Source organism: Bordetella genomosp. 10 (assembly GCF_002261225.1).
Taxonomy (GTDB): domain Bacteria; phylum Pseudomonadota; class Gammaproteobacteria; order Burkholderiales; family Burkholderiaceae_B; genus Bordetella_C.
On record NZ_NEVM01000005.1, the window covers coordinates 2,660,419 to 2,680,440 of the forward strand.

At 66.9% G+C, this 20,022-nt stretch carries 16 protein-coding genes and 1 tRNA gene; 11 read left to right on the plus strand and 6 right to left on the minus strand.

Annotation, left to right across the window (positions count from 1 at the left end):
* The 3 genes from CAL29_RS28095 to CAL29_RS28105 all read left to right on the plus strand — a co-directional run bounded on the left by CAL29_RS28095 (position 1) and on the right by CAL29_RS28105 (position 2,342).
* A complete protein-coding gene (locus CAL29_RS28095) occupies positions 1-321 on the plus strand; it encodes a hypothetical protein (protein WP_256977781.1) in 321 nt (106 codons plus the stop codon).
* A complete protein-coding gene (locus CAL29_RS28100) occupies positions 318-734 on the plus strand; it encodes a hypothetical protein (RefSeq protein ID WP_094856169.1) in 417 nt (138 codons plus the stop codon). The genes CAL29_RS28095 and CAL29_RS28100 overlap by 4 nt, the downstream gene beginning before the upstream one ends.
* Positions 735-1,163: 429 nt before the next feature.
* Positions 1,164-2,342 carry a tyrosine-type recombinase/integrase gene (locus CAL29_RS28105; RefSeq protein WP_094856170.1) on the plus strand — a complete coding sequence of 393 codons (1,179 nt, stop codon included), beginning with the start codon at positions 1,164-1,166 and terminating at the stop codon, positions 2,340-2,342.
* A gap of 72 nt (positions 2,343-2,414) precedes the next feature.
* Here CAL29_RS28105 and CAL29_RS28110 read toward each other — a convergent pair.
* Positions 2,415-2,489: transfer RNA gene (locus tag CAL29_RS28110), tRNA-Arg, on the minus strand.
* A 196-nt stretch (positions 2,490-2,685) separates the two neighbouring features.
* Between CAL29_RS28110 and CAL29_RS28115 the strand changes: the two genes are divergently transcribed.
* A complete protein-coding gene (locus CAL29_RS28115) occupies positions 2,686-3,630 on the plus strand; it encodes a c-type cytochrome (RefSeq protein ID WP_094856171.1) in 945 nt (314 codons plus the stop codon).
* A 116-nt stretch (positions 3,631-3,746) separates the two neighbouring features.
* Here the strand turns inward: CAL29_RS28115 and CAL29_RS28120 are convergent, their stop codons facing one another.
* Positions 3,747-4,355 (minus strand): SecDF P1 head subdomain-containing protein, encoded by a 609-nt coding sequence (locus CAL29_RS28120; protein ID WP_094856172.1) that lies wholly within the window; start codon positions 4,353-4,355, stop codon positions 3,747-3,749.
* A 344-nt stretch (positions 4,356-4,699) separates the two neighbouring features.
* Between CAL29_RS28120 and thiC the strand changes: the two genes are divergently transcribed.
* Positions 4,700-6,613 (plus strand): phosphomethylpyrimidine synthase ThiC, encoded by a 1,914-nt coding sequence (gene thiC / locus CAL29_RS28125; RefSeq protein ID WP_094856173.1) that lies wholly within the window; start codon positions 4,700-4,702, stop codon positions 6,611-6,613.
* Positions 6,614-6,727: 114 nt separating this feature from the next.
* Positions 6,728-7,573, plus strand: a complete 846-nt coding sequence (locus tag CAL29_RS28130; protein WP_094856174.1) for a DUF1444 family protein — start codon at positions 6,728-6,730, stop codon at positions 7,571-7,573.
* Between the two features lie 24 nt (positions 7,574-7,597).
* Here CAL29_RS28130 and CAL29_RS28135 read toward each other — a convergent pair whose 3' ends face one another.
* Complete coding sequence (locus CAL29_RS28135) at positions 7,598-8,407, minus strand: helix-turn-helix transcriptional regulator (RefSeq protein WP_094856175.1); 810 nt, start codon at positions 8,405-8,407, stop codon at positions 7,598-7,600.
* Positions 8,408-8,417: 10 nt separating this feature from the next.
* Positions 8,418-12,191 (minus strand): methionine synthase, encoded by a 3,774-nt coding sequence (metH, locus tag CAL29_RS28140; protein WP_094856176.1) that lies wholly within the window; start codon positions 12,189-12,191, stop codon positions 8,418-8,420.
* Positions 12,192-12,677: 486 nt separating this feature from the next.
* On the opposite strand from metH, the gene CAL29_RS28145 reads away from it, so the two are divergent.
* The 5 genes from CAL29_RS28145 to CAL29_RS28165 all read left to right on the plus strand — a co-directional run bounded on the left by CAL29_RS28145 (position 12,678) and on the right by CAL29_RS28165 (position 18,340).
* Complete coding sequence (locus CAL29_RS28145; protein ID WP_094856177.1) at positions 12,678-14,624, plus strand: TonB-dependent receptor plug domain-containing protein; 1,947 nt, start codon at positions 12,678-12,680, stop codon at positions 14,622-14,624.
* Positions 14,625-14,680: 56 nt separating this feature from the next.
* Complete coding sequence (locus tag CAL29_RS28150) at positions 14,681-15,658, plus strand: cobalamin-binding protein (protein WP_256977885.1); 978 nt, start codon at positions 14,681-14,683, stop codon at positions 15,656-15,658.
* 249 nt (positions 15,659-15,907) lie between these two features.
* Positions 15,908-16,696 carry a thiazole synthase gene (locus CAL29_RS28155; protein ID WP_094856179.1) on the plus strand — a complete coding sequence of 263 codons (789 nt, stop codon included), beginning with the start codon at positions 15,908-15,910 and terminating at the stop codon, positions 16,694-16,696.
* On the plus strand, positions 16,693-17,532 hold the full coding sequence (gene thiD / locus CAL29_RS28160) for a bifunctional hydroxymethylpyrimidine kinase/phosphomethylpyrimidine kinase (protein ID WP_094856180.1): 840 nt from the start codon (positions 16,693-16,695) through the stop codon (positions 17,530-17,532). Before CAL29_RS28155 ends, thiD begins: the two co-directional genes overlap by 4 nt.
* Before the next feature lie 127 nt (positions 17,533-17,659).
* Positions 17,660-18,340 carry a protein-L-isoaspartate O-methyltransferase family protein gene (locus tag CAL29_RS28165; RefSeq protein WP_094856181.1) on the plus strand — a complete coding sequence of 227 codons (681 nt, stop codon included), beginning with the start codon at positions 17,660-17,662 and terminating at the stop codon, positions 18,338-18,340.
* 146 nt (positions 18,341-18,486) lie between these two features.
* On the opposite strand, the gene rfaE2 is transcribed toward CAL29_RS28165, so the two are convergent.
* Entirely contained in the window at positions 18,487-18,972 is a 486-nt protein-coding gene (gene rfaE2 / locus CAL29_RS28170; RefSeq protein ID WP_094856182.1) for a D-glycero-beta-D-manno-heptose 1-phosphate adenylyltransferase, read from the minus strand.
* A 116-nt stretch (positions 18,973-19,088) separates the two neighbouring features.
* Positions 19,089-19,991, minus strand: coding sequence for a ferritin (locus tag CAL29_RS28175; protein WP_094856183.1), 903 nt, complete (start codon positions 19,989-19,991; stop codon positions 19,089-19,091).
* Between the last annotated feature and the right edge of the window lie 31 nt (positions 19,992-20,022).

The following is a 20,022-nucleotide window of genomic DNA, read 5'->3' on the forward strand; positions in this document are numbered from 1 at the left end:
ATGATCCTGACCGGTGACGAGGCTGTCCCCGCCATGCCGATGACGGACGCCCAGGTCAACCACCTGCGCCGCCTGCTGGCCTGGCTGCGCTGCGAATACACGTTGGACGAAGACATGCAGCGCGGCTTGCTCCAGGGCGTTTCGGAGTCCGTTCGCATGGGCTACACCACGCCGGAACGAGGCTGGCACCTTATCCAAGAGCGCGCGGATTTCATCAACCGATGCCCGGCCTACGTCCGCCAGGCCGTCAAGATGCTGACGAAGGCGCTGCGCGAGCACGACCGCCAGGCCGGTGTCGTCGACGCGGAGGGCAGCCGATGACCACGACGATGCAAATCGAGCAGCGCCGGCGCGCCATGCTGATCCAGGCCCTGGAGGAACGTTGGCCGGGCTGCGGCGCGCACTCGAAGCGCGACCAGCAGACGGCCAAGACGGTCATCGTCATCAGCGACGCGCTCCTTTCCGGGGTTCAACGCCAGATCCATGCCTACATCGACGGTTGGGAAGCCGGAGGTGCTGCGATGCTGGCGTGCCTACAGGCGGCAGCGCCCTTCCCCGACGTCGATACCGCGGCGCTGGCGCGGGGTCAGCGCCAGGGTAGCGTGCCGCGCCGGCCGCGTGCGCGCGGGGCCATCCCGGCGCCGAAGGGCCGACAGCGCCAGGAAAGCCGCGCCGCCGAGGCCCGGGCCAACCTGGAAGCGCTGTTCTCGCCGGACGGAGGTGACCAGGAATGAGCTTGCGCTATGATCTGGCCGTCACCGGACCAACGGTGAACGGGCGTGGAAACCCGAAATTGCAAGGCAACCTGTGGCAGCTCCAGCACTTGGGGCGGTCACCTCGTGCCCATTGTCGTCGCACGTCTATGGTGGCGCCGGGCGGGGCCAGCTTCGGCTGGGCCGGTTGTGCCTTGCATCCGGTTTTCCACCCCCGTTCGTGCGCTGCCGCCCCCACTCGTTCAGCGCATGCCCCCATGGCAAGGGGCGCCCTATGAACCTCAATTTCCGCCCCGTTATCTGGGTGACGTTGGAGAAGGCATCGGAATACACCGGCCGCTCGGTCGATTCGTTTCGCCGCCTTATCCGCGACGGGCGGCTTGTCGAGAACCAGCACTGGAAATGGTCCCCCGACAACCGCCAACACATCAACCTGGAGGGATATGACGAATGGGTAACAAACAGCAATTCAAAGGGGTCTACCCGCGGGAGGCGTCGATCAGGATCGCATTCCAGTGGGATGGGCAGCGATACCGGGAACGTCTGAATCTCGCGCCCACCGTGCCAAACATGCGCGCTGCACAACGCATGCGCGCGGAGATAATCGCTGCGATCGATATCGGGAAATTCACCTGGGAGGATTTCGCACGATATTTTCCCGATTCGTCCAGCGTGCCCAAAGAGGGCGGCACCGTCGCGCTGCCCACGTTCAATGAAGTCGCCAACATATGGGAGAAGCTGACAGCGGCCAACGTCGCCGCGACGACGTTGAAGGAATATCAAAACGCCCTAAATCGGTACTGGCGCCCGATGTTCGGCGAGCGCGCAATCCGCAGCATCGAATACGAGGAGTTCGCGTTGTATGTGGCAAGTTTGCCCGTCAAGAACGCCAAGACCTTCAATAACATCATGGTGCCGGCGCGCGGCGTGTTTGCCTACGCCTTCAAGACCAAGAAAATCCCGCACAACATCACGATCGAGATTGAGAGTCGGAAGGGGCAGCGGCTGCCGCCGGATCCACTGGACCTGGAGGAGGTCGAGTTGGTCCTGGCCCACATTCTGCAAAAGTACGGGCCCCAGTGGCACAACTATTTCGAGGTGGCATTCTTCGCCGGCCCGCGGCCGTCCGAGGAAATCGCCCTGCTCTGGCCGAAAATCGACTTTCGCCGGGAGCAGATGCGGATTGACGCGGCGCGCGTGCGGACGCTGGACAAGGACACGAAAACGCATGTCTCCCGCGACGTCGATCTTCAAACGCGCGCGCTCGACGCGCTCCAGCGCCAGAAGGAGCACACCTTCCTAGCCGGCGGCCATGTATTCCTGAATCCTGAAACGGGTCAGCCGTTTGTCGACACATCAGCGCCCATGGATCTGGTATGGCGCCCGACCCTAAAGGCCCTGGGAATCCGTCACCGCGATGCCCGGCAGACTCGCCACACTTACGCGACACTCTGCCTGGTGGCGCAGATGAACCCGGCCTATGTCTCGCGGCAGATGGGGCACCGCAACGCGAAGATGTTCTTCGAGGTCTACGCCAAGTGGATCGACGGCGCCGCGAACGAGCGGGAGAAGTCGAAAATGGATGCGATGCTGGCTGCGCGGATGCCGGGAACCCAGCGGGTGGCGTAGGACTAGGCGCGGGATCAATTTGCGGATTTTGTCCCAAACGTGTCCCAGACCACACCTAAGTCATTGATTTTATGGCGCGCCCGACAGGAATCGAACCTGTATCTAGAGCTTCGGAGGCTCTCATTCTATCCATTGAACTACGGGCACAAGGGAGGCGGTATTGTACCTAAATCCGCAATCGGTGCTGGCGCTGCGGCGGCGCACCATTCCGGGGCCATTTCAGGCCGCTATAATTCTCCGGTTTGCACTCGCTGCAAATGGCGGTTTGCTGGCTGGCCGCCCTGCTTTGAATCACTGTTGCCGCCGTACAGGCGCCCCGGTACACCGATAGCAGGAATAGGATATGAGCAAAGAGCAAGAACATGCAGAAGAACATGCCTCACTCATCAAGACCCCCCAGCAGTTGGTCGTCACAGTCGTCTTATCCTTTGTCATCCCGATCATCATCATCCTGATGCTGGTCAACGTCGTGGTCTCGAAAGGCCGCAGCGGCGCCGGCTCCAATGCGCTGACCCCCGACGCCATCGATAAGCGCATTGCCCCGGTGGCGGGTTTCGATTTCGTCGACATCACCGCGCCCAAGGTCTTCAAGACCGGCGAGCAGGTCTTCGGCGCGGTCTGTACCTCCTGTCATACCGCCGGCGTCGCCGGCGCGCCCAAGGTGGGCGACAGCGCGGCCTGGGGTCCCCGCATCAAGGAAGGCTACGAGGCGATGCTGAACATCGCCCTCCACGGCAAGGGCGCCATGCCCGCCAAGGGCGGCAATCCCTCGCTGAGCGACTACGAAGTGGCGCGCGCGGTGGTCTACATGGCCAACAAGTCGGGCGGCAACCTGCCCGAACCGCAGGCGCCCGCTCCCGAAGGCGGCCAGGGCGCGGCGCCAGCCGCATCGCAGCCGGCCCAGGCGCAGGCTCAACCGCAGCAAGCCCCCGCCCAGACCCCGCCGGCAGCGCCCGCCACTGCCGCCGCCGCGGCAGCCGCGCCCGCGCAGCAGGCTGCCCCGGCCGCGGCGCAACCGCCCGCGCAGGCCGCCGCGCAGCCTGTCAATCCGGCCGGCGAGAAGCTGTACAAGAGCACCTGCTTCGCCTGCCATGGCACCGGCGTGGCGGGCGCGCCCAAGTTCGGCGACAAGAGCGCCTGGGATAAATACATCCAGACCGGCGAAGACACCATGGTCAAGACGGCCATCAGCGGCAAGGGCGCCATGCCGCCCAAGGGTGGCGCCGCCAACGCGTCGGAGGACGATATCCGCGCCGCGGTGCGGTATATGGTCAACGCCGCGAAGTAAAGTCAGGCGGCCTGGCGCCAGAACTCAAGGAAAAAGACATCGGCCCGCATTGCGGGCCGATGTCTTTTTGTGAATCAGCAGTTGTGAACCACGAATCACGGTTCACGAATTGCCGCTTACTGGCGCGGCGCCGTCGATGCGGGCAGCGCGCCCGGCGCGGCGCCGCCCACGGCCGGCTGGTCGCCGCGCACCTTCGCGACGATGTCCTGCGCGGTCTGCGCGCTGTTCACGCTGAAGGCCAGCACGCCGCGGGTCAGGGGCTCGCTGATGCGCAGGGCGGCCAGGATATTGCCGTCCGCGACCAGCACCAGCAGCTTGCCGACGTTCTGGCTGGTCACCGTATTCAACGTGCGGGCGCCGCTTTCCGAGAACCGCAGGCCCACGTAGTTCTCACCCTGGCGGCTGGCCAGGGGCGCGGCCTCGGTCAGGTCCGCGCGGGTCAGCACGGGCTGGCGCTGCACATAGATGGAGCCATCGCTGAGCTTGACTTCGGTCAGGCCGGGGCCGGGGTCGTTCTGCGCAAGCAGGAAGCCGACAGCCGGCACCGTCGCCTGGCCCGACGGCGGCGCGCCGGGCGTGGTCGACGGCGTGCCGGGGGGCGTGGAGGCACCGGACGTCGACGGCTGGGTTCCCTGCCCGGTTTTCTGGCCCGTGGTCTGGCAGCCTGCCAGGGCCAGTGTGGCGATAAGCAATGCGGGAGCCAGCTTGCGAAGGGTGGTCTGCATGGAGTTCTTCCTGTTTTTGGTCTGGTTGATCACGCCGGCGAGCCGGCGGTTACAAAAAAGTTTACAAGGGGCTGAGCACTCGGCACAGGATCAGACTGCTTCCATATGTAATGCCGATGACAACACTACAGGCTTTTAACCCGTTCTATACTTTCGCGTTCACGCGGGGGTACTTTCCGCCGGCCTGGCCGGCGGGAGGTTGAGAGAGTCCCTTCGTACCAGTACGGATAATGCCGATGCTGGGAGCGTTCCGGCGTCGGGTGTGGGGTGACTTCGTGCAACAACCCGCATCCTCGCGCCGGTCCGACCCGATTCGGCTCCAACCTCTAGTCTTGGAGCTTCATATGAACGCCAATCCCAAATTCCTCGCCGCAACGGCCGAGGTCGATGCGGCCGCCGTCGCCCCCCTGCCCCGTTCCCGCAAAATTTATCAGCAAGGCTCACGCCCGGACATCCGCGTGCCGTTCCGGGAAATTTCCCAGGACGATACGCCGACCATGTTCGGCGGCGAAAAGAACCCCCCGCTGACCGTGTACGACACCAGCGGCCCGTATACCGATCCCGACGTCAAGATCGACATCCGCCGCGGCCTGCCCGAGCTGCGCCGCGCCTGGATCGAGGAGCGCGGCGACACCGAGCTGCTCTCCGGCCCCACCAGCGACTACGGCAAGGAACGCCTGGCCGATCCCAAGCTGACCGCCATGCGCTTCGACCTGCGCCGCCCGCCGCGCCGCGCCAAGGCCGGCGCCAACGTGTCGCAGATGCATTATGCCCGCCGCGGCATCGTCACGCCGGAAATGGAATTCGTGGCCATCCGCGAGAACCTGCGCCGCGAACAATACCTGGAAACGCTGCGGGCCAGCGGCCCGGAGGGTGAAAAACTCGTCCGCCGCCTGACGCGCCAGCATCCCGGCCAGTCCTTCGGCGCCGCCATTCCCAACATCATCACGCCGGAATTCGTGCGCGACGAAATCGCCCGCGGCCGCGCCATCATCCCGGCCAACATCAACCACCCCGAAGTGGAGCCGATGGCCATCGGCCGCAACTTCCTGGTGAAAATCAACGCCAACATCGGCAATTCCGCGGTCAGCTCCGGCATCGCCGAAGAAGTCGAAAAGATGACCTGGTCGATCCGCTGGGGCGGCGACACGGTCATGGACCTGTCCACCGGCAAGCACATCCACGAGACCCGCGAGTGGATCGTGCGCAATTCGCCGGTGCCCATCGGCACGGTGCCGATCTACCAGGCCCTGGAGAAGGTCGACGGCAAGGCCGAGGAACTGACCTGGGAGATCTTCCGCGACACGCTGATCGAGCAGGCTGAACAAGGCGTGGACTACTTCACCATCCACGCCGGCGTGCGCCTGCCCTTCATCCCCATGACCGCGGACCGCATGACGGGCATCGTCTCGCGCGGCGGCTCCATCATGGCCAAGTGGTGTCTGGCGCACCACCGCGAAAGCTTCCTCTACGAACGCTTCGAGGAAATCTGCGAAATCATGAAGGCCTACGACGTCAGCTTCTCGCTGGGCGACGGCCTGCGCCCGGGTTCGGCCTGGGACGCCAACGACGAAGCGCAGTTCGCCGAGCTGAAGACGCTGGGCGAGCTGACCCAGGTGGCCTGGAAGCACGACGTGCAAGTCATGATCGAAGGCCCCGGCCACGTGCCCATGCAGATGATCAAGGAGAACATGGATCTGCAGCTCGAGCACTGTCACGAGGCGCCCTTCTACACCCTGGGGCCGCTGACCACCGATATCGCGCCCGGCTACGACCACATCACCTCCGGCATCGGCGCCGCGCTGATCGGCTGGTACGGCACGGCGATGCTGTGCTACGTGACGCCCAAGGAGCACCTGGGCCTGCCGAACAAGAAGGACGTCAAGGACGGCATCATCACCTACAAGATCGCCGCCCACGCGGCCGACCTGGCCAAGGGACATCCCGGCGCGGCCATCCGCGACAACGCCCTGTCCAAGGCGCGCTTCGAGTTCCGCTGGGACGACCAGTTCAACCTGGGCCTGGATCCCGATACGGCGAAGGAGTTCCACGACGAGACCCTGCCCAAGGACTCGATGAAGGTGGCGCACTTCTGCTCGATGTGCGGCCCGCACTTCTGCAGCATGAAGATCACCCAGGACGTGCGCGACTACGCGGCCACGGTGGGCGTGACCGAGAAGGACGCGCTGCAGAAAGGCATGCAGGAAAAGGCCGTCGAATTCGTCCGCAAGGGCGCCGAGGTTTACCACAAGATGTAGAGGGTAGGCTCCCCCGCCAACCGCGTGGAACACAGGATTTCGCGGTTTGCGGGCGGGGCGGATATCATCGGGGTCTCTTTTCCGTCCCGCGACGCGGGTCTTTGTGGAACCCCGATGACCTTTTTTTCCCGTATTTTCGCTGCCCGGCAAGCGCGCCCGCTGGACGTGGCGGCGTTCGCCAAGGCCTATGCCAGCGCCGCGCAGGCACGCTTCCCCGGCGCCGAGGTGAAAATCGAGCAGGCCGCCACCGCGGCCGGCGTCAAAGTGCACTGGACCATGCCCGGCGGCATGCAGGTGAACCAGTTCCTGGGCAATGCCTACGCGGCCTATCAGCGGGCGCCCGCCGACATCGACGCCATCATCGCGGCGCACCTGGATGCCGCCCCCACCGGCGAGGAAGCGGACCCCGCCACGCGGCGCGCCCACATCCTGCCGCTGGTCAAGACCACGATGTGGCTGGCCACCAGCCTGAAGCAACTGGACGCCGCGGGCATCGAGGACAAGGCGGCCTTCATCACCGAACCGCTGACCGATGAACTGCTGGTGGCCTTCGTGGAAGACAAGCCCGAGGCCATGAGCTATGTCGCCCCGGGCGAACTGGAAGCGCTGGAACTGACGCCCGAGGCCCTGATGCCGCTGGCGCTGGAAAACCTGCGCCGCCAACTGCCGGCCTTGACCGTCGAAGGCCAGAACGGCCGCTACGGCGTGCGCGCCGACGGCAACTACGACGCCAGCTTCGTCTTCCTGGCGCAGGAGTGGCGCGATCGCGTCGATATCGACGGCGAGCCGGTCCTCGCCCTGCCCGCGCGCGACGAACTGCTGGTCTGCGGCAGCAAGGACGGCGACAGCGTGCGCGCGCTGCGGGACATGGCCGCGCGCATCATGGCGCAGTCGCCCTACGGGCTGTCCGCGCAATTGTTCACGTGGCAGGACGGGAAGCTGGCGGTATTCACCGGCTGAGCGATCGCCCGGCGCCGCCACGCCTCACTCCTTGAGCAGCATGATCAGCTTCATGTCCGTGTGCGTCGCCAGGCTGAAAGTCACTTGGCGGTAGCGCAGAAGGCCCATGCGCGGGTGCGCGAAATCGCGCAAGCCGCCTTCCCGTTCGATCACGGCATGGCGGGTCCACCAGTGGCCGAAGGCGGGGCTGGCGCGCGTCAGGTCGTCCAGCAGCGCCCGCACGTCGTCTTCGTCCAGGTGCGCGCCGGCGTCGGCGCGGAACTCCGCCACCACGCGCCGCGCGCGCTGTTCCCAGTCCACCACCAGTTCACGCGCGGCCGGATCCAGGAAAATGTAGCGCAGCAGGTTGGGCGCCGGATCGCGCACGGGCCAATCGTCGAACAGCTCGCGCATCTGCGGGTTGTACGCCATCACGTTCCAGCAACGGTCCAGCGCGTAGGCCGGCACGCCGACGGCGTCCACGCTGGCCTGCAGCACTTCCGACACCCCCGCCGACTCGTCGCGCGGGTGGCTGGGATCGGCGCACTCCGCCAGCTCGAACAGATAGGCCCGTTCGGCCCGCGCCAGTTGCAGCACGTTGGCGATGCGCGCCCACACCGCGGGCGACACCGACACCTCGCGCCCCTGCTCGATCCAGGTGTACCAGGTGACGCTGATGCCGCAGAGCTGCGCCACCTCCTCGCGCCGCAGTCCCGGCGTGCGCCGCCGCAAGCCCGCGGGCACGCCGGCCATCTGCGGCGTGATGCGCGAACGCGCCGCCCGCACGAAGTCGCCCAGCGCATGGCGGCGCAGGGCGGAGCCTTCGTGGGCGACGGGGCCGGCGGGAACGTTCATGGCCGGCCGGCTATCCGAGGTTGGGAGCCAGCGTGCGGCGCACGTCTTCCTCGGCGCGGCCGCTGCGCTGCACGTAGTCCCGCAATTGGTCCTCGCCTATCGTGCCGACGTTGAAGTACTGCGAATCGGGATGGCTGAAGTAGAAGCCCGACACGCTGGAGGCCGGATACATGGCATAGCTTTCGGTCAGCGTGATGCCGACGTCGGCCGCGTCCAGCGTCTCGAACAACTCGCGCTTGACCACGTGTTCCGGGCAGGCCGGATACCCCGGCGCCGGCCGGATGCCGACGTACTTCTCGGCGATCAGCGCGTCGTTGTCCAGGGTCTCGTCCGCGACGTAGCCCCACAGGTCGCGCCGCACGCGCGCGTGCAGGCATTCGGCGAAGGCCTCGGCCAGGCGGTCGGCCAGGGCCTTGAGCATGATGCCGGAATAGTCGTCGTGCGCGGCCTCGAATTCCGCTTCCTTCTTCTCGATGCCCAGGCCGGCGGTGACGGCGAACAGGCCGATGTAGTCCAGCTTGCCGCTTTCCCTGGGCGCGATGTAGTCCGCCAGGCACTTGTTGCTGACGCCTTCGCGCTTCAGGCCTTGCTGGCGCAGGTTGCGCCAGGTGAACAGCACGCGCTCCCGGCTCTCGTCGGCGTAGACCTCGATGTCCTCGTCGTTGACGCGGTTGGCCGGATAGAAGCCGACGACGCCGTTGGCGGTCAGCCAGCGGCCCTCGACGATGCGCTTGAGCATGGCCTGGCCGTCGGCCAGCACCTTGCGCGCCTGCTCGCCCACGACCTTGTCGTCGAGGATGGCGGGATACTGGCCGAACAGGCTCCAGGTCTGGAAGAAAGGCGTCCAGTCCAGGTAGGCCGCGATCTCCGCCAGGTCGTAGTGCTTGAAGGTGCGGCGGCCGATGTACTTGGGCCGCGGCGGCGTGTAGGCGGCCCAGTCGATGGCCGGTCGCGCCGCGCGCGCGTCCGCGATCGGCATCAGCGGCGTGGCCTTGCGGTTGGCGTGGCGCCGGCGCACGTCTTCGTATTCCTGCGCCAGCTCGGCGACGTAGGCGTCGGCCTGGTCCGAGACCAGGTTGGTGGCCACGCCCACCGAGCGGCTGGCGTCGGGCACGTAGATGACGGGGCCCTCGTAGTGCGGGGCGATCTTCACGGCGGTGTGCACGCGGCTGGTGGTGGCGCCGCCGATCAGCAGCGGCACCTTGCGGTCGCGGAAATACGGATCGCGCTGCATCTCGGAGGCGACGTAGGCCATCTCCTCCAGGCTGGGCGTGATCAGGCCGGACAGGCCGACGATGTCCGCCCGCTCCTCCTTGGCCTTTTCCAGGATCTGCGCGCAGGGCACCATCACGCCCATGTTCACGACTTCGAAGTTGTTGCACTGCAGGACGACCGTGACGATGTTCTTGCCGATGTCGTGCACGTCGCCCTTGACGGTGGCGATGACGATCTTGCCCTTGGCGCGCACGTCGCCGCCGGCCGCCGCGATCTGGCGCTTTTCCTCCTCGATGAAGGGAATCAGGTGCGCCACCGCCTGTTTCATCACGCGGGCCGACTTCACCACCTGCGGCAGAAACATCTTGCCTTCGCCGAACAGGTCGCCGACGACGTTCATGCCGTCCATCAGCGGCCCTTCGATCACCTCGATCGGGCGGCCGCCGCGCGCCGCCACTTCCTGGCGCACTTCCTCGGTGTCCTCGACGATGAAGGTGGTGATCCCGTGCACCAGCGCGTGCGTCAGGCGCTGCGCCACGGGCTGGGCGCGCCAGGCCAGGTCTTCCTCCCTCTTCGCGCCGGAGCCCTTGACGGTGTCGGCGAACTGCACCAGCCGCTCGGTGGGCGTGCGCTCGTCGTCGGCCTCGGTCTTGCCGACCGGCTCCTGGCGATCCAGCACCACGTCCTCCACCAGGTCGCGCAAGCGCGGCTCCAGGTCGGCGTACACGCCCAGTTGGCCGGCGTTGACGATGCCCATGGTCATGCCTTCGCGGATCGCGTAGTACAGGAAGACCGTGTGGATGGCCTCGCGCATCGGCTCGTTGCCGCGGAAGGAGAAGCTGACGTTGGAGACGCCGCCGGAGATGCGCGCGTGCGGCAGGTTCTCGCGGATCCAGCGCGTGCCCTCGATGAAGTCGACGGCGTAGTGGTTGTGCTCTTCGATGCCGGTGGCGACGGCGAAGACGTTGGGGTCGAAGATGATGTCTTCCGGCGCGAAGCCTTCCTGCTCCACCAGCAGCTTGTAGGCGCGGCCGCAGATTTGCTTGCGGCGTTCCAGCGTGTCGGCCTGGCCCTGCTCGTCGAAGGCCATCACCACCATGGCCGCGCCGTAGCGGCGGCACAGGCGCGCGTGGTGCAGGAAGATCTCCTCGCCTTCCTTCATGGAAATCGAGTTGACCACCGGCTTGCCCTGCACGCACTTCAGCCCGGTCTCGATGACTTCCCACTTGGAGCTGTCGATCATCACCGGCACCCGCGCGATGTCGGGTTCGGAAGCGATCAGGTTGAGGAAGCGCCGCATGCAGGCCACCGAATCCAGCATGGCCTCGTCCATGTTGATGTCGATGATCTGGGCGCCGTTCTCCACCTGCTGGCGCGCCACGGCCAGGGCCTCGTCGTACTTTTCCTCGCGGATCAGGCGCGCGAACATCTTGCTGCCGGTGACGTTGGTGCGCTCGCCCACGTTGACGAACAGGGTTTCCTCGTCGATGTTCAAGGGCTCCAGGCCGGACAGCCGCGTCTTCACCGGGATGTCGGGCACCGGGCGCGGCGTCAGCGCGCGCACCTTGGCGGCGATGGCGCCGATGTGCTCGGGCGTGGTGCCGCAGCAGCCGCCCGCCATGTTGACCAGGCCCGCGCGCGCGAACTCCTCCAGCAGCGCCGAGGTATCGGCCGGCGTCTCGTCGAAGCCGGTGTCGCTCATGGGATTGGGCAGGCCCGCGTTGGGGTAGACGCAGACGTAGGTGTCGCAGATCTTCGACAGCTCGGCCACGTAGGGCCGCATCAGCGCCGCGCCCAGGGCGCAGTTCAGGCCGATGGTCACCGGACGGGCATGGCGCACCGAGTTCCAGAACGCCTCGACGGTCTGGCCCGACAGGATGCGGCCCGAGGCGTCGGTCACGGTGCCGGAGATCATCACCGGCAGGCGCACGCCGCGCGCCTCGAAGACTTCCTCGACGGCATAGATGGCGGCCTTGGCGTTGAGCGTGTCGAAGATGGTCTCGATCAGCACGATGTCGATGCCGCCGTCCAGCAGGCCGTTGAGCTGCTCGACATAGGCCACCCGCAGTTCGTCGAAGGTGACGTTGCGCGCGCCGGGATCGTTGACGTCCGGGGAAATCGACGCCGTCTTCGGCTGCGGGCCCAGCGCGCCGGCGACGAAGCGGGGATGCGCCGGCGTGCTGTAGGCGTCACAGGCCTCGCGCGCCAGGCGGGCGGACTCCAGGTTCAGCTCGTAGGCCAGTTCCGGCAGGTCGTAGTCGCCCTGCGCGATGGACGTCGCGCCGAAGGTATTGGTCTCGATGACGTCGGCGCCGGCCTCCAGGTACTGCCGGTGGATTTCGGAGATGACGTCCGGCCGGGTCAGCGACAGCAGTTCGTTGTCGCCCTTCAGGTCCTTGCCGTGCCCGGCGAAGCGCTGGCCGCGGAAGTCGGCCTCGGTCAGCTTGTAGCGCTGGATCATGGTGCCCATCGCGCCGTCCAGGATCAGGATGCGCTCGGCGAGTCCGCGCACGAAATCGGCGCCATGCGTGTAGGCGGACAGGGGATAGGGCATGGCGGGATAAGACACGGTCGATCCTGAAGTATGGGCGCGCGGGCGAACCCGGAAGTATGGCAAATAAGCGAAAAGGAAGGTACCGCGCGCCGGCGCGCCCTGCTCGGGGCAAGCGCGGCCGGTGGCGTAACGGCAACAAAAAGTCCGCTAAATCAAGGCGTAATGGTAACAAAAGCCCTATATATGGCAGATGGCGTGTTACAGTCCGCAACCTCGAATCGGTGCTCTCGACGCATCCGGGCCTGCTCGCGGCATTCGCCGCGCCGGGCCTGGCGGGCGAGAGTCAAACGGGAAACAGGAAGGAGGGCCGCCCAGCCTTGGGCAAGCGCCCCCTCAGCCTGTGCTGCCCCCGCAACGGTCATCGCGCGGCGACGCGCGACAGCCCGATACCGGCCGGTTCGTCCGTGGAATCGCCCGCCGGACGGCCAATGTGCCCTCTCCCGGACGACTCCGGTTTTCGTGAATGACGTGCGGGGTCGCGCGTCCCACCGAGGTCAACTCATGAAGTCCCGCTTTGTCCTGCGCAGCGCAGGCCTGCTCGCCTGTCTGGCCCCCGCCTGGGCCTGGTCCCAGCAAACCCCCGCCACCGACGCCGCCGCGCCCGCCGCCCCGGTCGCCCAGCTCGACACCGTCGTCGTCACCGCCGCCCGCAACGAGCAGTTGCTCAAGGACGTGCTGGGCGACGTCACCGTGATCGACAGCGAAGAACTGCGCAACGCCGGCCAGAGCAGCCTGGCCGAAGTGCTGTCGCGCAGCCACGGCATCGAATACAGCAACAACGGCGGCCCGCAGACCGTGACCAGCCTGTTCATGCGCGGCGCCAACAGCAACCAGACCCTGGTGCTGGTGGACGGCCAACGCATCAACAACGCCACCAACGGCATGGCGGCGCTGAACGCGCTGCCCGCCAGCAGCATCGACCACGTCGAAATCGTGCGCGGCGCGGCCAGCAGCCTGTACGGCTCGGACGCCATCGGCGGCGTCATCAACGTCATCACCAAGCACAGCACGGACAAGCCGCTGTCGGCCTACGCCGACGTCGGCTTCGGCACCTACGGCACCAGCAGCTACAACGCCGGCCTGTCGGGCGCGGCCAACGGCTGGACCTACAGCCTGTCCACCGGCTACCAGCAAAGCCACGGCTTCGACGCCACCAACAAGAAAAACTACTATCACAACCCCGACAAGGACAGCTACTACCAGAACAACGTGGCGGCCTCGCTGGGCTACGAATGGCTGCGCGGCCAGACCCTGTCGGTGCAGTACTACCGCACCTACGTGAACGGCGGCTACGACATGGGGTCGTCGCCCGACTTCAACGACCGCTCCATCCAGAAGCTGGAAACCTACTCGATCGCCAGCACCAACCGCCTGACGGACTTCTGGACCAGCACCCTGCGCTTCGGCACGTCGGTGGACTACAACCGCAGCGAGAACGCGCCCGGCGACGAGGTCTACGGCAATACGCCGAGCGGCCGCAGCGTGTTCCGCACGCGCCAGAACCAACTCAGTTGGCAGCACGACCTGCAACTGGCCCCCGGCCAGAAACTGACGCTGGCCTATGAGCACCTGGAACAGCGCGCCAACGGCGACATCGGCAATTTCAACGACTACCCGGTCAGCTTCGGCAACTACGACGAGTCGCGCCGCCACGTGAATTCATTCACCGGCGTCTACCTCGGCGACTTCGGGCGCCATCACCTGCAGGCCAGCCTGCGCAACGACCACAACTCGCAGTACGGCAACCGCACCACCGGCGGCCTGACCTACGGCTTCGACATCACCAGCAAGGTCCGCGCCACCGCCGGCTACAACACCGGCTTCCGCGCGCCGGACTTCAACGAGCTGTACTGGCGCAACGACGGCGGCTTCCAGGGCAATCCCAAGCTGCGTCCCGAGACCTCGCGCAACTACGAGCTGGGCCTGCGCTACCAGGACGACGACGCCGAAGCGGGCGTGACCTACTACCACAACAGCGTCAAGAACCTGATCGTCAATCAGCCCATCGACGCCGCCGATCCCTTCAGCGTCTACCAGCCCTACAACATCTCGCACGCCGTGCTAGAAGGCGTCACCTTCACGGGCATGCGCAAGTTCGGCGATACGCGCATCCGCGCCAGCCTGGACCTGAGCAATCCCCGCAACACCGACACGCACCAGCAATTGCCGCAGCGTTCGGACACGGTGCTGCGCCTGTCGGCCGACCATCGATGGGGCAGCTTCCTGCTGGGCGGCGAGGTCTACCTGACCGAGGACCGCACGGACGCCATGACCGGCGACAAGCTGGGCGGCTACGGCCTGTTCAACCTGCTGGCGTCGTACGAGATCACGCGCAACCTGCAGGTGTCGGTGCGTTGGAACAATGTCTTCGACAAGAAGTACACCCTGGTCGAGGGCTACCGCACGCCGGGTTCCAATGCGTTTGTGAACCTGAGCTGGCGCATGTAGGATCGCGGCATCGCGCCGCGCGGGCGGCGCCTTGTCCACGGGACATCATGCGACGCATTCCTTTCATTGCCGCCCCGTTGCGCCTGCCGGCGCGGCGGGGCGCTTTGCTTGCGGGGCTGCTGGCGGCGACGCTGGCGACGACGGCCTGCAACGCCGCGCCGCAGGATAGCCAGGCGGACGCCGCGCCGTCCGCGTCGGCCGGCCCCATCACGGTCACCGACGACCAGGGCCGAGACGTCACCCTGGCGCGCCCGGCGCGGCGCGTCATCACGCTGGCGCCGCACGCCACCGAGCTGGTCTACGCGGCCGGCGCGGGCGACGCCATGGCCGGCACGATCGCGGGCAGCGATTTTCCGGAAGCGGCCAGGCAGGTTCCCTCCATCGGCGACGGCACCCAGCCCAACGTCGAACGCGTGGCCGCCCTGCGCCCCGACCTGGTCATCGCCTGGCTGCCCGGCGCCACCGAACCCTTGATGCCCACGCTGAAAACGCTGGGCGTGCCCGTGTTCTTCAGCGATCCGCGCACGCTGGCCGCCATCCCCGACGAGGTCGAGACCCTGGGCCGCCTGCTCGGCACGGAAACCGCCGCCGCCAAGGAAGCGGCCAGCCTGCGCGCGCGCCTGGCCAAGCTGGCCGAGCGCTATCGCGGCCGGCCGCCGGTGCGCGTCTTCATCCAGGCCGGCAGCAACCCGCTGTACACGCTGAACAAGCGCAGCATCGTCAACGACGCGATCCGCATTTGCGGCGGCGTGAACATCTTCGCCGACGCCCCCGCCACCGCGCCGCAGGTCGGCCTGGAAACGGTCATGGCCGAGCGTCCCGACGCCGTCGTGTCGGGCGTGAGCGGCATCGAGGACCTGCGCGCGCTGGCCTCCGCCTGGAAACAGACGCGCCTGCCGGCGGCGCTGGCGGGGCACGTCTATGGGGTGGACGCCGACATGCTCTACCGTCCCGGGCCGAGGCTGGTCGACGCCGCCGAGGCGCTATGCCAGGTGCTGGACCAGGCGCGGGCGCCCGTGCCGGCAAGGCGCTGACGGACGGCGCCGGCACGGGCGCGGCGCGGATGTGCGCTGCCGACAATGGGCCTATAAGGGCTTATAAGGGCCTGCAAAGCGGGCCGACAAAGACCCGCAAAGGCCCTTGCAACCAGCCGCCGCGCCCGGCCCCGTCAAAAACCCTTCCGCCAACGCGGCGGATCGCGGCCCCCGCTGTTTTATGATGAGGGTCTTGCGCGCGACGTCATCCTGGCGTGGCCCCGTTTCGGCATCACTTTCGGCATCAACATGGACTCCCAAGACACTTTTTTCGTCGCCGGCCGCGGCTTCCGCTCGCGCCTGGTGGTGGGCACCGGCAAGTACAAGGACTTCGAGCAGACCCGCCAGGCGCTGGACGCCAGCGGCACCGATCTGGTGACGGTCGCCATCCGCCGCGTGAACATCGGCCAGAACGCCAACGAACCCAGCCTGCTGGATTTCGTGCCGCCGTCGCAATTCACCTACCTGCCCAATACCGCCGGCTGCTATACCGCCGACGAGGCGGTGCGCACGCTGCGCCTGGCGCGCGAACTGCTGGACGGCCACGACCTGGTCAAGCTGGAGGTGCTGGGCGACCCCACCAACCTCTTTCCCAACATGCCGGAAACGCTCAAGGCCACCAAGACGCTGGTCGACGAGGGCTTCAAGGTGATGGTGTATTGCGCCGACGACCCCATCCAGGCGCGCATGCTGGAAGACCTGGGCGCCTCGGCCATCATGCCGCTGGCGTCGCTGATCGGTTCCGGCATGGGCATCCTCAACCCCTGGAACCTGCGCCTGATCATCGACCAGGCCCGCGTCCCGGTGCTGGTCGACGCCGGCGTGGGCACGGCCTCGGACGCCGCCATCGCCATGGAACTGGGCTGCGACGGCGTGCTCATGAACAGCGCCATCGCCGGCGCGCAGAATCCCGTGCTGATGGCCGGCGCGATGAAGCTGGCCGTCGAGGCCGGCCGCGCGGCCTACCTGGCCGGCCGCATGCCGCGCAAGCTGTACAGCGCCTCGCCCAGCTCGCCGACCGAAGGCGTGGTGCGGTGAGCAAGCCGTCCGCTCCCATCCCCAACGCGCTGACCATCGCCGGCGTCGACCCCTCGGGCGGCGCCGGCGTGCTGGCCGACATCAAGGCCATGAGCGCGCTGGGCGCCTATGGCTGCGGCGTCATCGCCGCGCTGACCGCGCAGAACACGCACGGCGTCACCGGCGTGTCCCCGGTGCCGCCCGCCTTCGTCGGCCAGCAGATCGACACGCTGTTCGCCGACGTGCGCATCGACGCCGTCAAGATCGGCATGCTGGGCCAGCAGCCGGTGATCCAGGTGGTGGCCGAGAAGCTCGCGCGCTGGCGGCCCGCCGACCGCGCCTGGCACCTCGTGCTGGATCCCGTGATGGTCGCCAAGAGCGGCGACCTGCTGCTGGAACGCGACGCCGTGGGCGCGCTGCGCGAGGCCCTGCTGCCGCAAGCCACGATGCTGACGCCCAACCTGCCGGAGGCCGGGGTGCTGCTGGAAGAGCGCCCGGTCGAGTCGGTGAAGGAAATGCGCCGCGTGGCCGAGCGCCTGCGCAACAAGATGGCCTACGACGGCCGGCGCTGGGTCATGCTCAAGGGCGGGCACCTGCCCGGCAACGACGTCGTCGACCTGCTGCACGACGGCGACCGCATGATCGAGCTGCCTGGACATCGCATCGATACCGCCAACACGCACGGCACGGGCTGCACGCTGTCGGCCGCGCTGGCGGCCCTGCTGCCGCAGATCGACGACGTGCCGGAAGCGGCGCGGCGCGCCAAGGCCTACCTGACCGAGGCCATCCGCCACGCCGGCCGCCTGCAAGCCGGCGACGGCCATGGGCCGGTGCACCATTTCCACGCCTGGTGGTAAGGGGGGCCCGCTAAGGGCCTTGTAAGACAGCGGCCCCGCTCGCCCGCGGCAGGGCGCCGCCGCGCACCCTGCCGCGCAAGCCGGTACAATTGCCCCGCCGTCATCTCCGAAATTCTTCCGTGCTGTCATGAACGCATCCACTCTGCCCGACGTCGAACAAGCCCGCTTCAACATGGTGGAACAGCAAATCCGCCCGTGGGATGTGCTGGACGAAAACGTGTTGGCCGCCTTGTTCAAGGTCCGTCGCGAACAATTCGTCCCCCCCGCCTACCGCGCGCTGGCCTTCTCCGACCTGGAGATCCCGCTCGAAATCAACGCGGTGGACACGCGCCAGAACATGCTGGCGCCGAAGATCGAAGCCCGCCTGGCGCAGGAACTGCTGCTCAAGCCGACCGACGCCGTGCTGGAAATCGGCACCGGCTCCGGCTACCAGGCCGCCCTGCTGGCCGCGCTGGCGCAACAGGTCACCTCGGTGGAAATCGACAGCCGCCTGGCCGCCTTCGCCCAACAGAACCTGCAGCTCAACAACGTCGGCAACGTCAAGGTCGAGACCGGCGACGGCCGCAACGGCTGGGGCACCACCGAATACGACGCCATCCTGATCACCGGCTCGGTGCCCGTGGTGCCGGACGGCCTGAAGTACCAGTTGTGCATCGGCGGCCGCATGGTCGTGATCGTCGGCCAGGCGCCGGTGATGACCGCCTGTCGCATCACGCGCAGCACCGCGGCCAGCTTCGAAACGGTCAACCTGTTCGAAACGGTCGTGAAGCCCCTGCGCGGCGCCACGGTCTCGCAATTCAAATTTTAGAAGCCCCCCGTACCGCGCGGAGCGCGGCCCCCCCAGGGGGGCGACACCGGCGGACTGGCAAAGCCAGCTCCGCGGTGTCCGCGATTGGGACAGCGCGGTGTCCGCGATTGGGACAGGGTTCTTAAGAAGGTTCGCTGCGGGGCCGGTTACTGGCCCTGGATTTTCCTGACCAGGGCGGTGGTTGAGCGCTGGAATTCGAAGGGGATGGCGACGGCGCGGCCGCCCCATGTGCGCACCAGCGCGGTTTCCGGCAACGTTTCCATGTCGTAGTCGCCGCCCTTGACGATGATGTCCGGGCGCAATTCGGCGATCAGTTCCTGCGGCGTGTCCTCGTCGAACCAGGTGACGGCGCTGACGCAGGCCAGGGCCGCCAGCATGGCGGCGCGATCGTGCTCATTGTTCAACGGACGCTCCGGGCCCTTGCCCAGGCGGCGGGCGGAGGCGTCCGTGTTGACGGCCACGACCAGCGTGGCGCCCAACTGGGCCGCCTCGTCCAGGTACGTGACGTGGCCACGATGCAGGATGTCGAACACCCCGTTGGTGAACACCAGCGGGCGCGCCAGGCGGCCCGCCGCGATGGCGGCGGCGCATTCCTGGGGCGTGAGGATCTTGGATTCGAAGCGGGCTGTCATGCCCGCATTTTACGGGACCGCGCAAGGCGGGCGAAGCCGCCGCGGCCCATGCGCCCACTACGCGCCCACTACCCGCCAACTGCACGCCAGCTACGCGCCGACTATGTACGCGCCGGCTATACCCCGACCAGGCCCTGGCCGCCGGCGCTCGCCGGCAGGATGAGGCCGGACTTGCCGCCCATCGCCGCCAGGGTTTCCTTGCGGTAACGGTTCAGGTCCTTGGCGGATTCGAAGGTGCGGTCCAGCAGCTTGGACAGGATGTGCAGGATGCGGTCGCCGACCTTCTTTTCCCAGCCGCCGTCGAAACGGATCTGCGAATCCAGCCAGCGCTCCAGCCAGCCCGGGTCGGGCAGCCGGGATTGCACCGTGTCGTTGGGGAACATGTCCTTGTTGACGTGCAGGTTGGTCGGATGCAGCGCCTGCTGGGTGCGGCCGGCCGACGCCATCAGCATGCCGATCTTGGAGAAGGCCATCTTGGCCTGCAGGCAGGTCTCGTCGCCGCGCTCGAACAGCGCGCGCCGCATGTACTGCAGATAGGCGCCGGCGTGGCGCGCCTCGTCCTTGGCGATGGTGCTGTAGATGGCGCGGATCACGGGCTCGGTATGCCATTGCGCGGCGCAGCGGTACCAGTGGTTCAGGCGGATCTCGCCGCAGAAATGCAGCATCAGCGTTTCCAGCGCCGGCGCGCGATCGAATTCGAAACGCACCTTGTGCAGTTCCTCCTCCGTCGGCAGGAGCTCCGGGCAGAAGCGGCGCAGATACTCCATGAGCACCAGCGAGTGCTTCTGCTCCTCGAAGAACCAGACCGATATGAAAGCGCTGAAATCGCTGTCGCCGTGGTTGTCGCGCAGGAACATCTCGGTGGCGGGCAAGGCGGCCCACTCCGTGATGGCGTTCATTTTTATCGTATTGGCCTGCTCGTCCGACAGCTTGCTCCGATCGAAGTCGTCCCAGGGTATGTCGGTCGACATATTCCAGCGCACGGCTTCCATGGTCTTGAAGAGTTCGGGATAAAGCATGAGATTTTTTAGGCCTTGATGGTGGTCGAAA

Bases quoted from the DNA above. Each gene is read 5' to 3' on its own strand.
- CAL29_RS28095 (WP_256977781.1), top strand. From the start codon at position 1: ATGATCCTGACCGGTGACGAGGCTGTCCCCGCCATGCCGATGACGGAC.
- CAL29_RS28100 (WP_094856169.1), top strand. From the start codon at position 318: ATGACCACGACGATGCAAATCGAGCAGCGCCGGCGCGCCATGCTGATC.
- CAL29_RS28105 (WP_094856170.1), top strand. From the start codon at position 1,164: ATGGGTAACAAACAGCAATTCAAAGGGGTCTACCCGCGGGAGGCGTCG.
- CAL29_RS28115 (WP_094856171.1), top strand. From the start codon at position 2,686: ATGAGCAAAGAGCAAGAACATGCAGAAGAACATGCCTCACTCATCAAG.
- CAL29_RS28120 (WP_094856172.1), bottom strand. From the start codon at position 4,355: ATGCAGACCACCCTTCGCAAGCTGGCTCCCGCATTGCTTATCGCCACA.
- thiC (WP_094856173.1), top strand. From the start codon at position 4,700: ATGAACGCCAATCCCAAATTCCTCGCCGCAACGGCCGAGGTCGATGCG.
- CAL29_RS28130 (WP_094856174.1), top strand. From the start codon at position 6,728: ATGACCTTTTTTTCCCGTATTTTCGCTGCCCGGCAAGCGCGCCCGCTG.
- CAL29_RS28135 (WP_094856175.1), bottom strand. From the start codon at position 8,407: ATGAACGTTCCCGCCGGCCCCGTCGCCCACGAAGGCTCCGCCCTGCGC.
- CAL29_RS28145 (WP_094856177.1), top strand. From the start codon at position 12,678: ATGAAGTCCCGCTTTGTCCTGCGCAGCGCAGGCCTGCTCGCCTGTCTG.
- CAL29_RS28155 (WP_094856179.1), top strand. From the start codon at position 15,908: ATGGACTCCCAAGACACTTTTTTCGTCGCCGGCCGCGGCTTCCGCTCG.
- CAL29_RS28165 (WP_094856181.1), top strand. From the start codon at position 17,660: ATGAACGCATCCACTCTGCCCGACGTCGAACAAGCCCGCTTCAACATG.
- rfaE2 (WP_094856182.1), bottom strand. From the start codon at position 18,972: ATGACAGCCCGCTTCGAATCCAAGATCCTCACGCCCCAGGAATGCGCC.
- CAL29_RS28175 (WP_094856183.1), bottom strand. From the start codon at position 19,991: ATGCTTTATCCCGAACTCTTCAAGACCATGGAAGCCGTGCGCTGGAAT.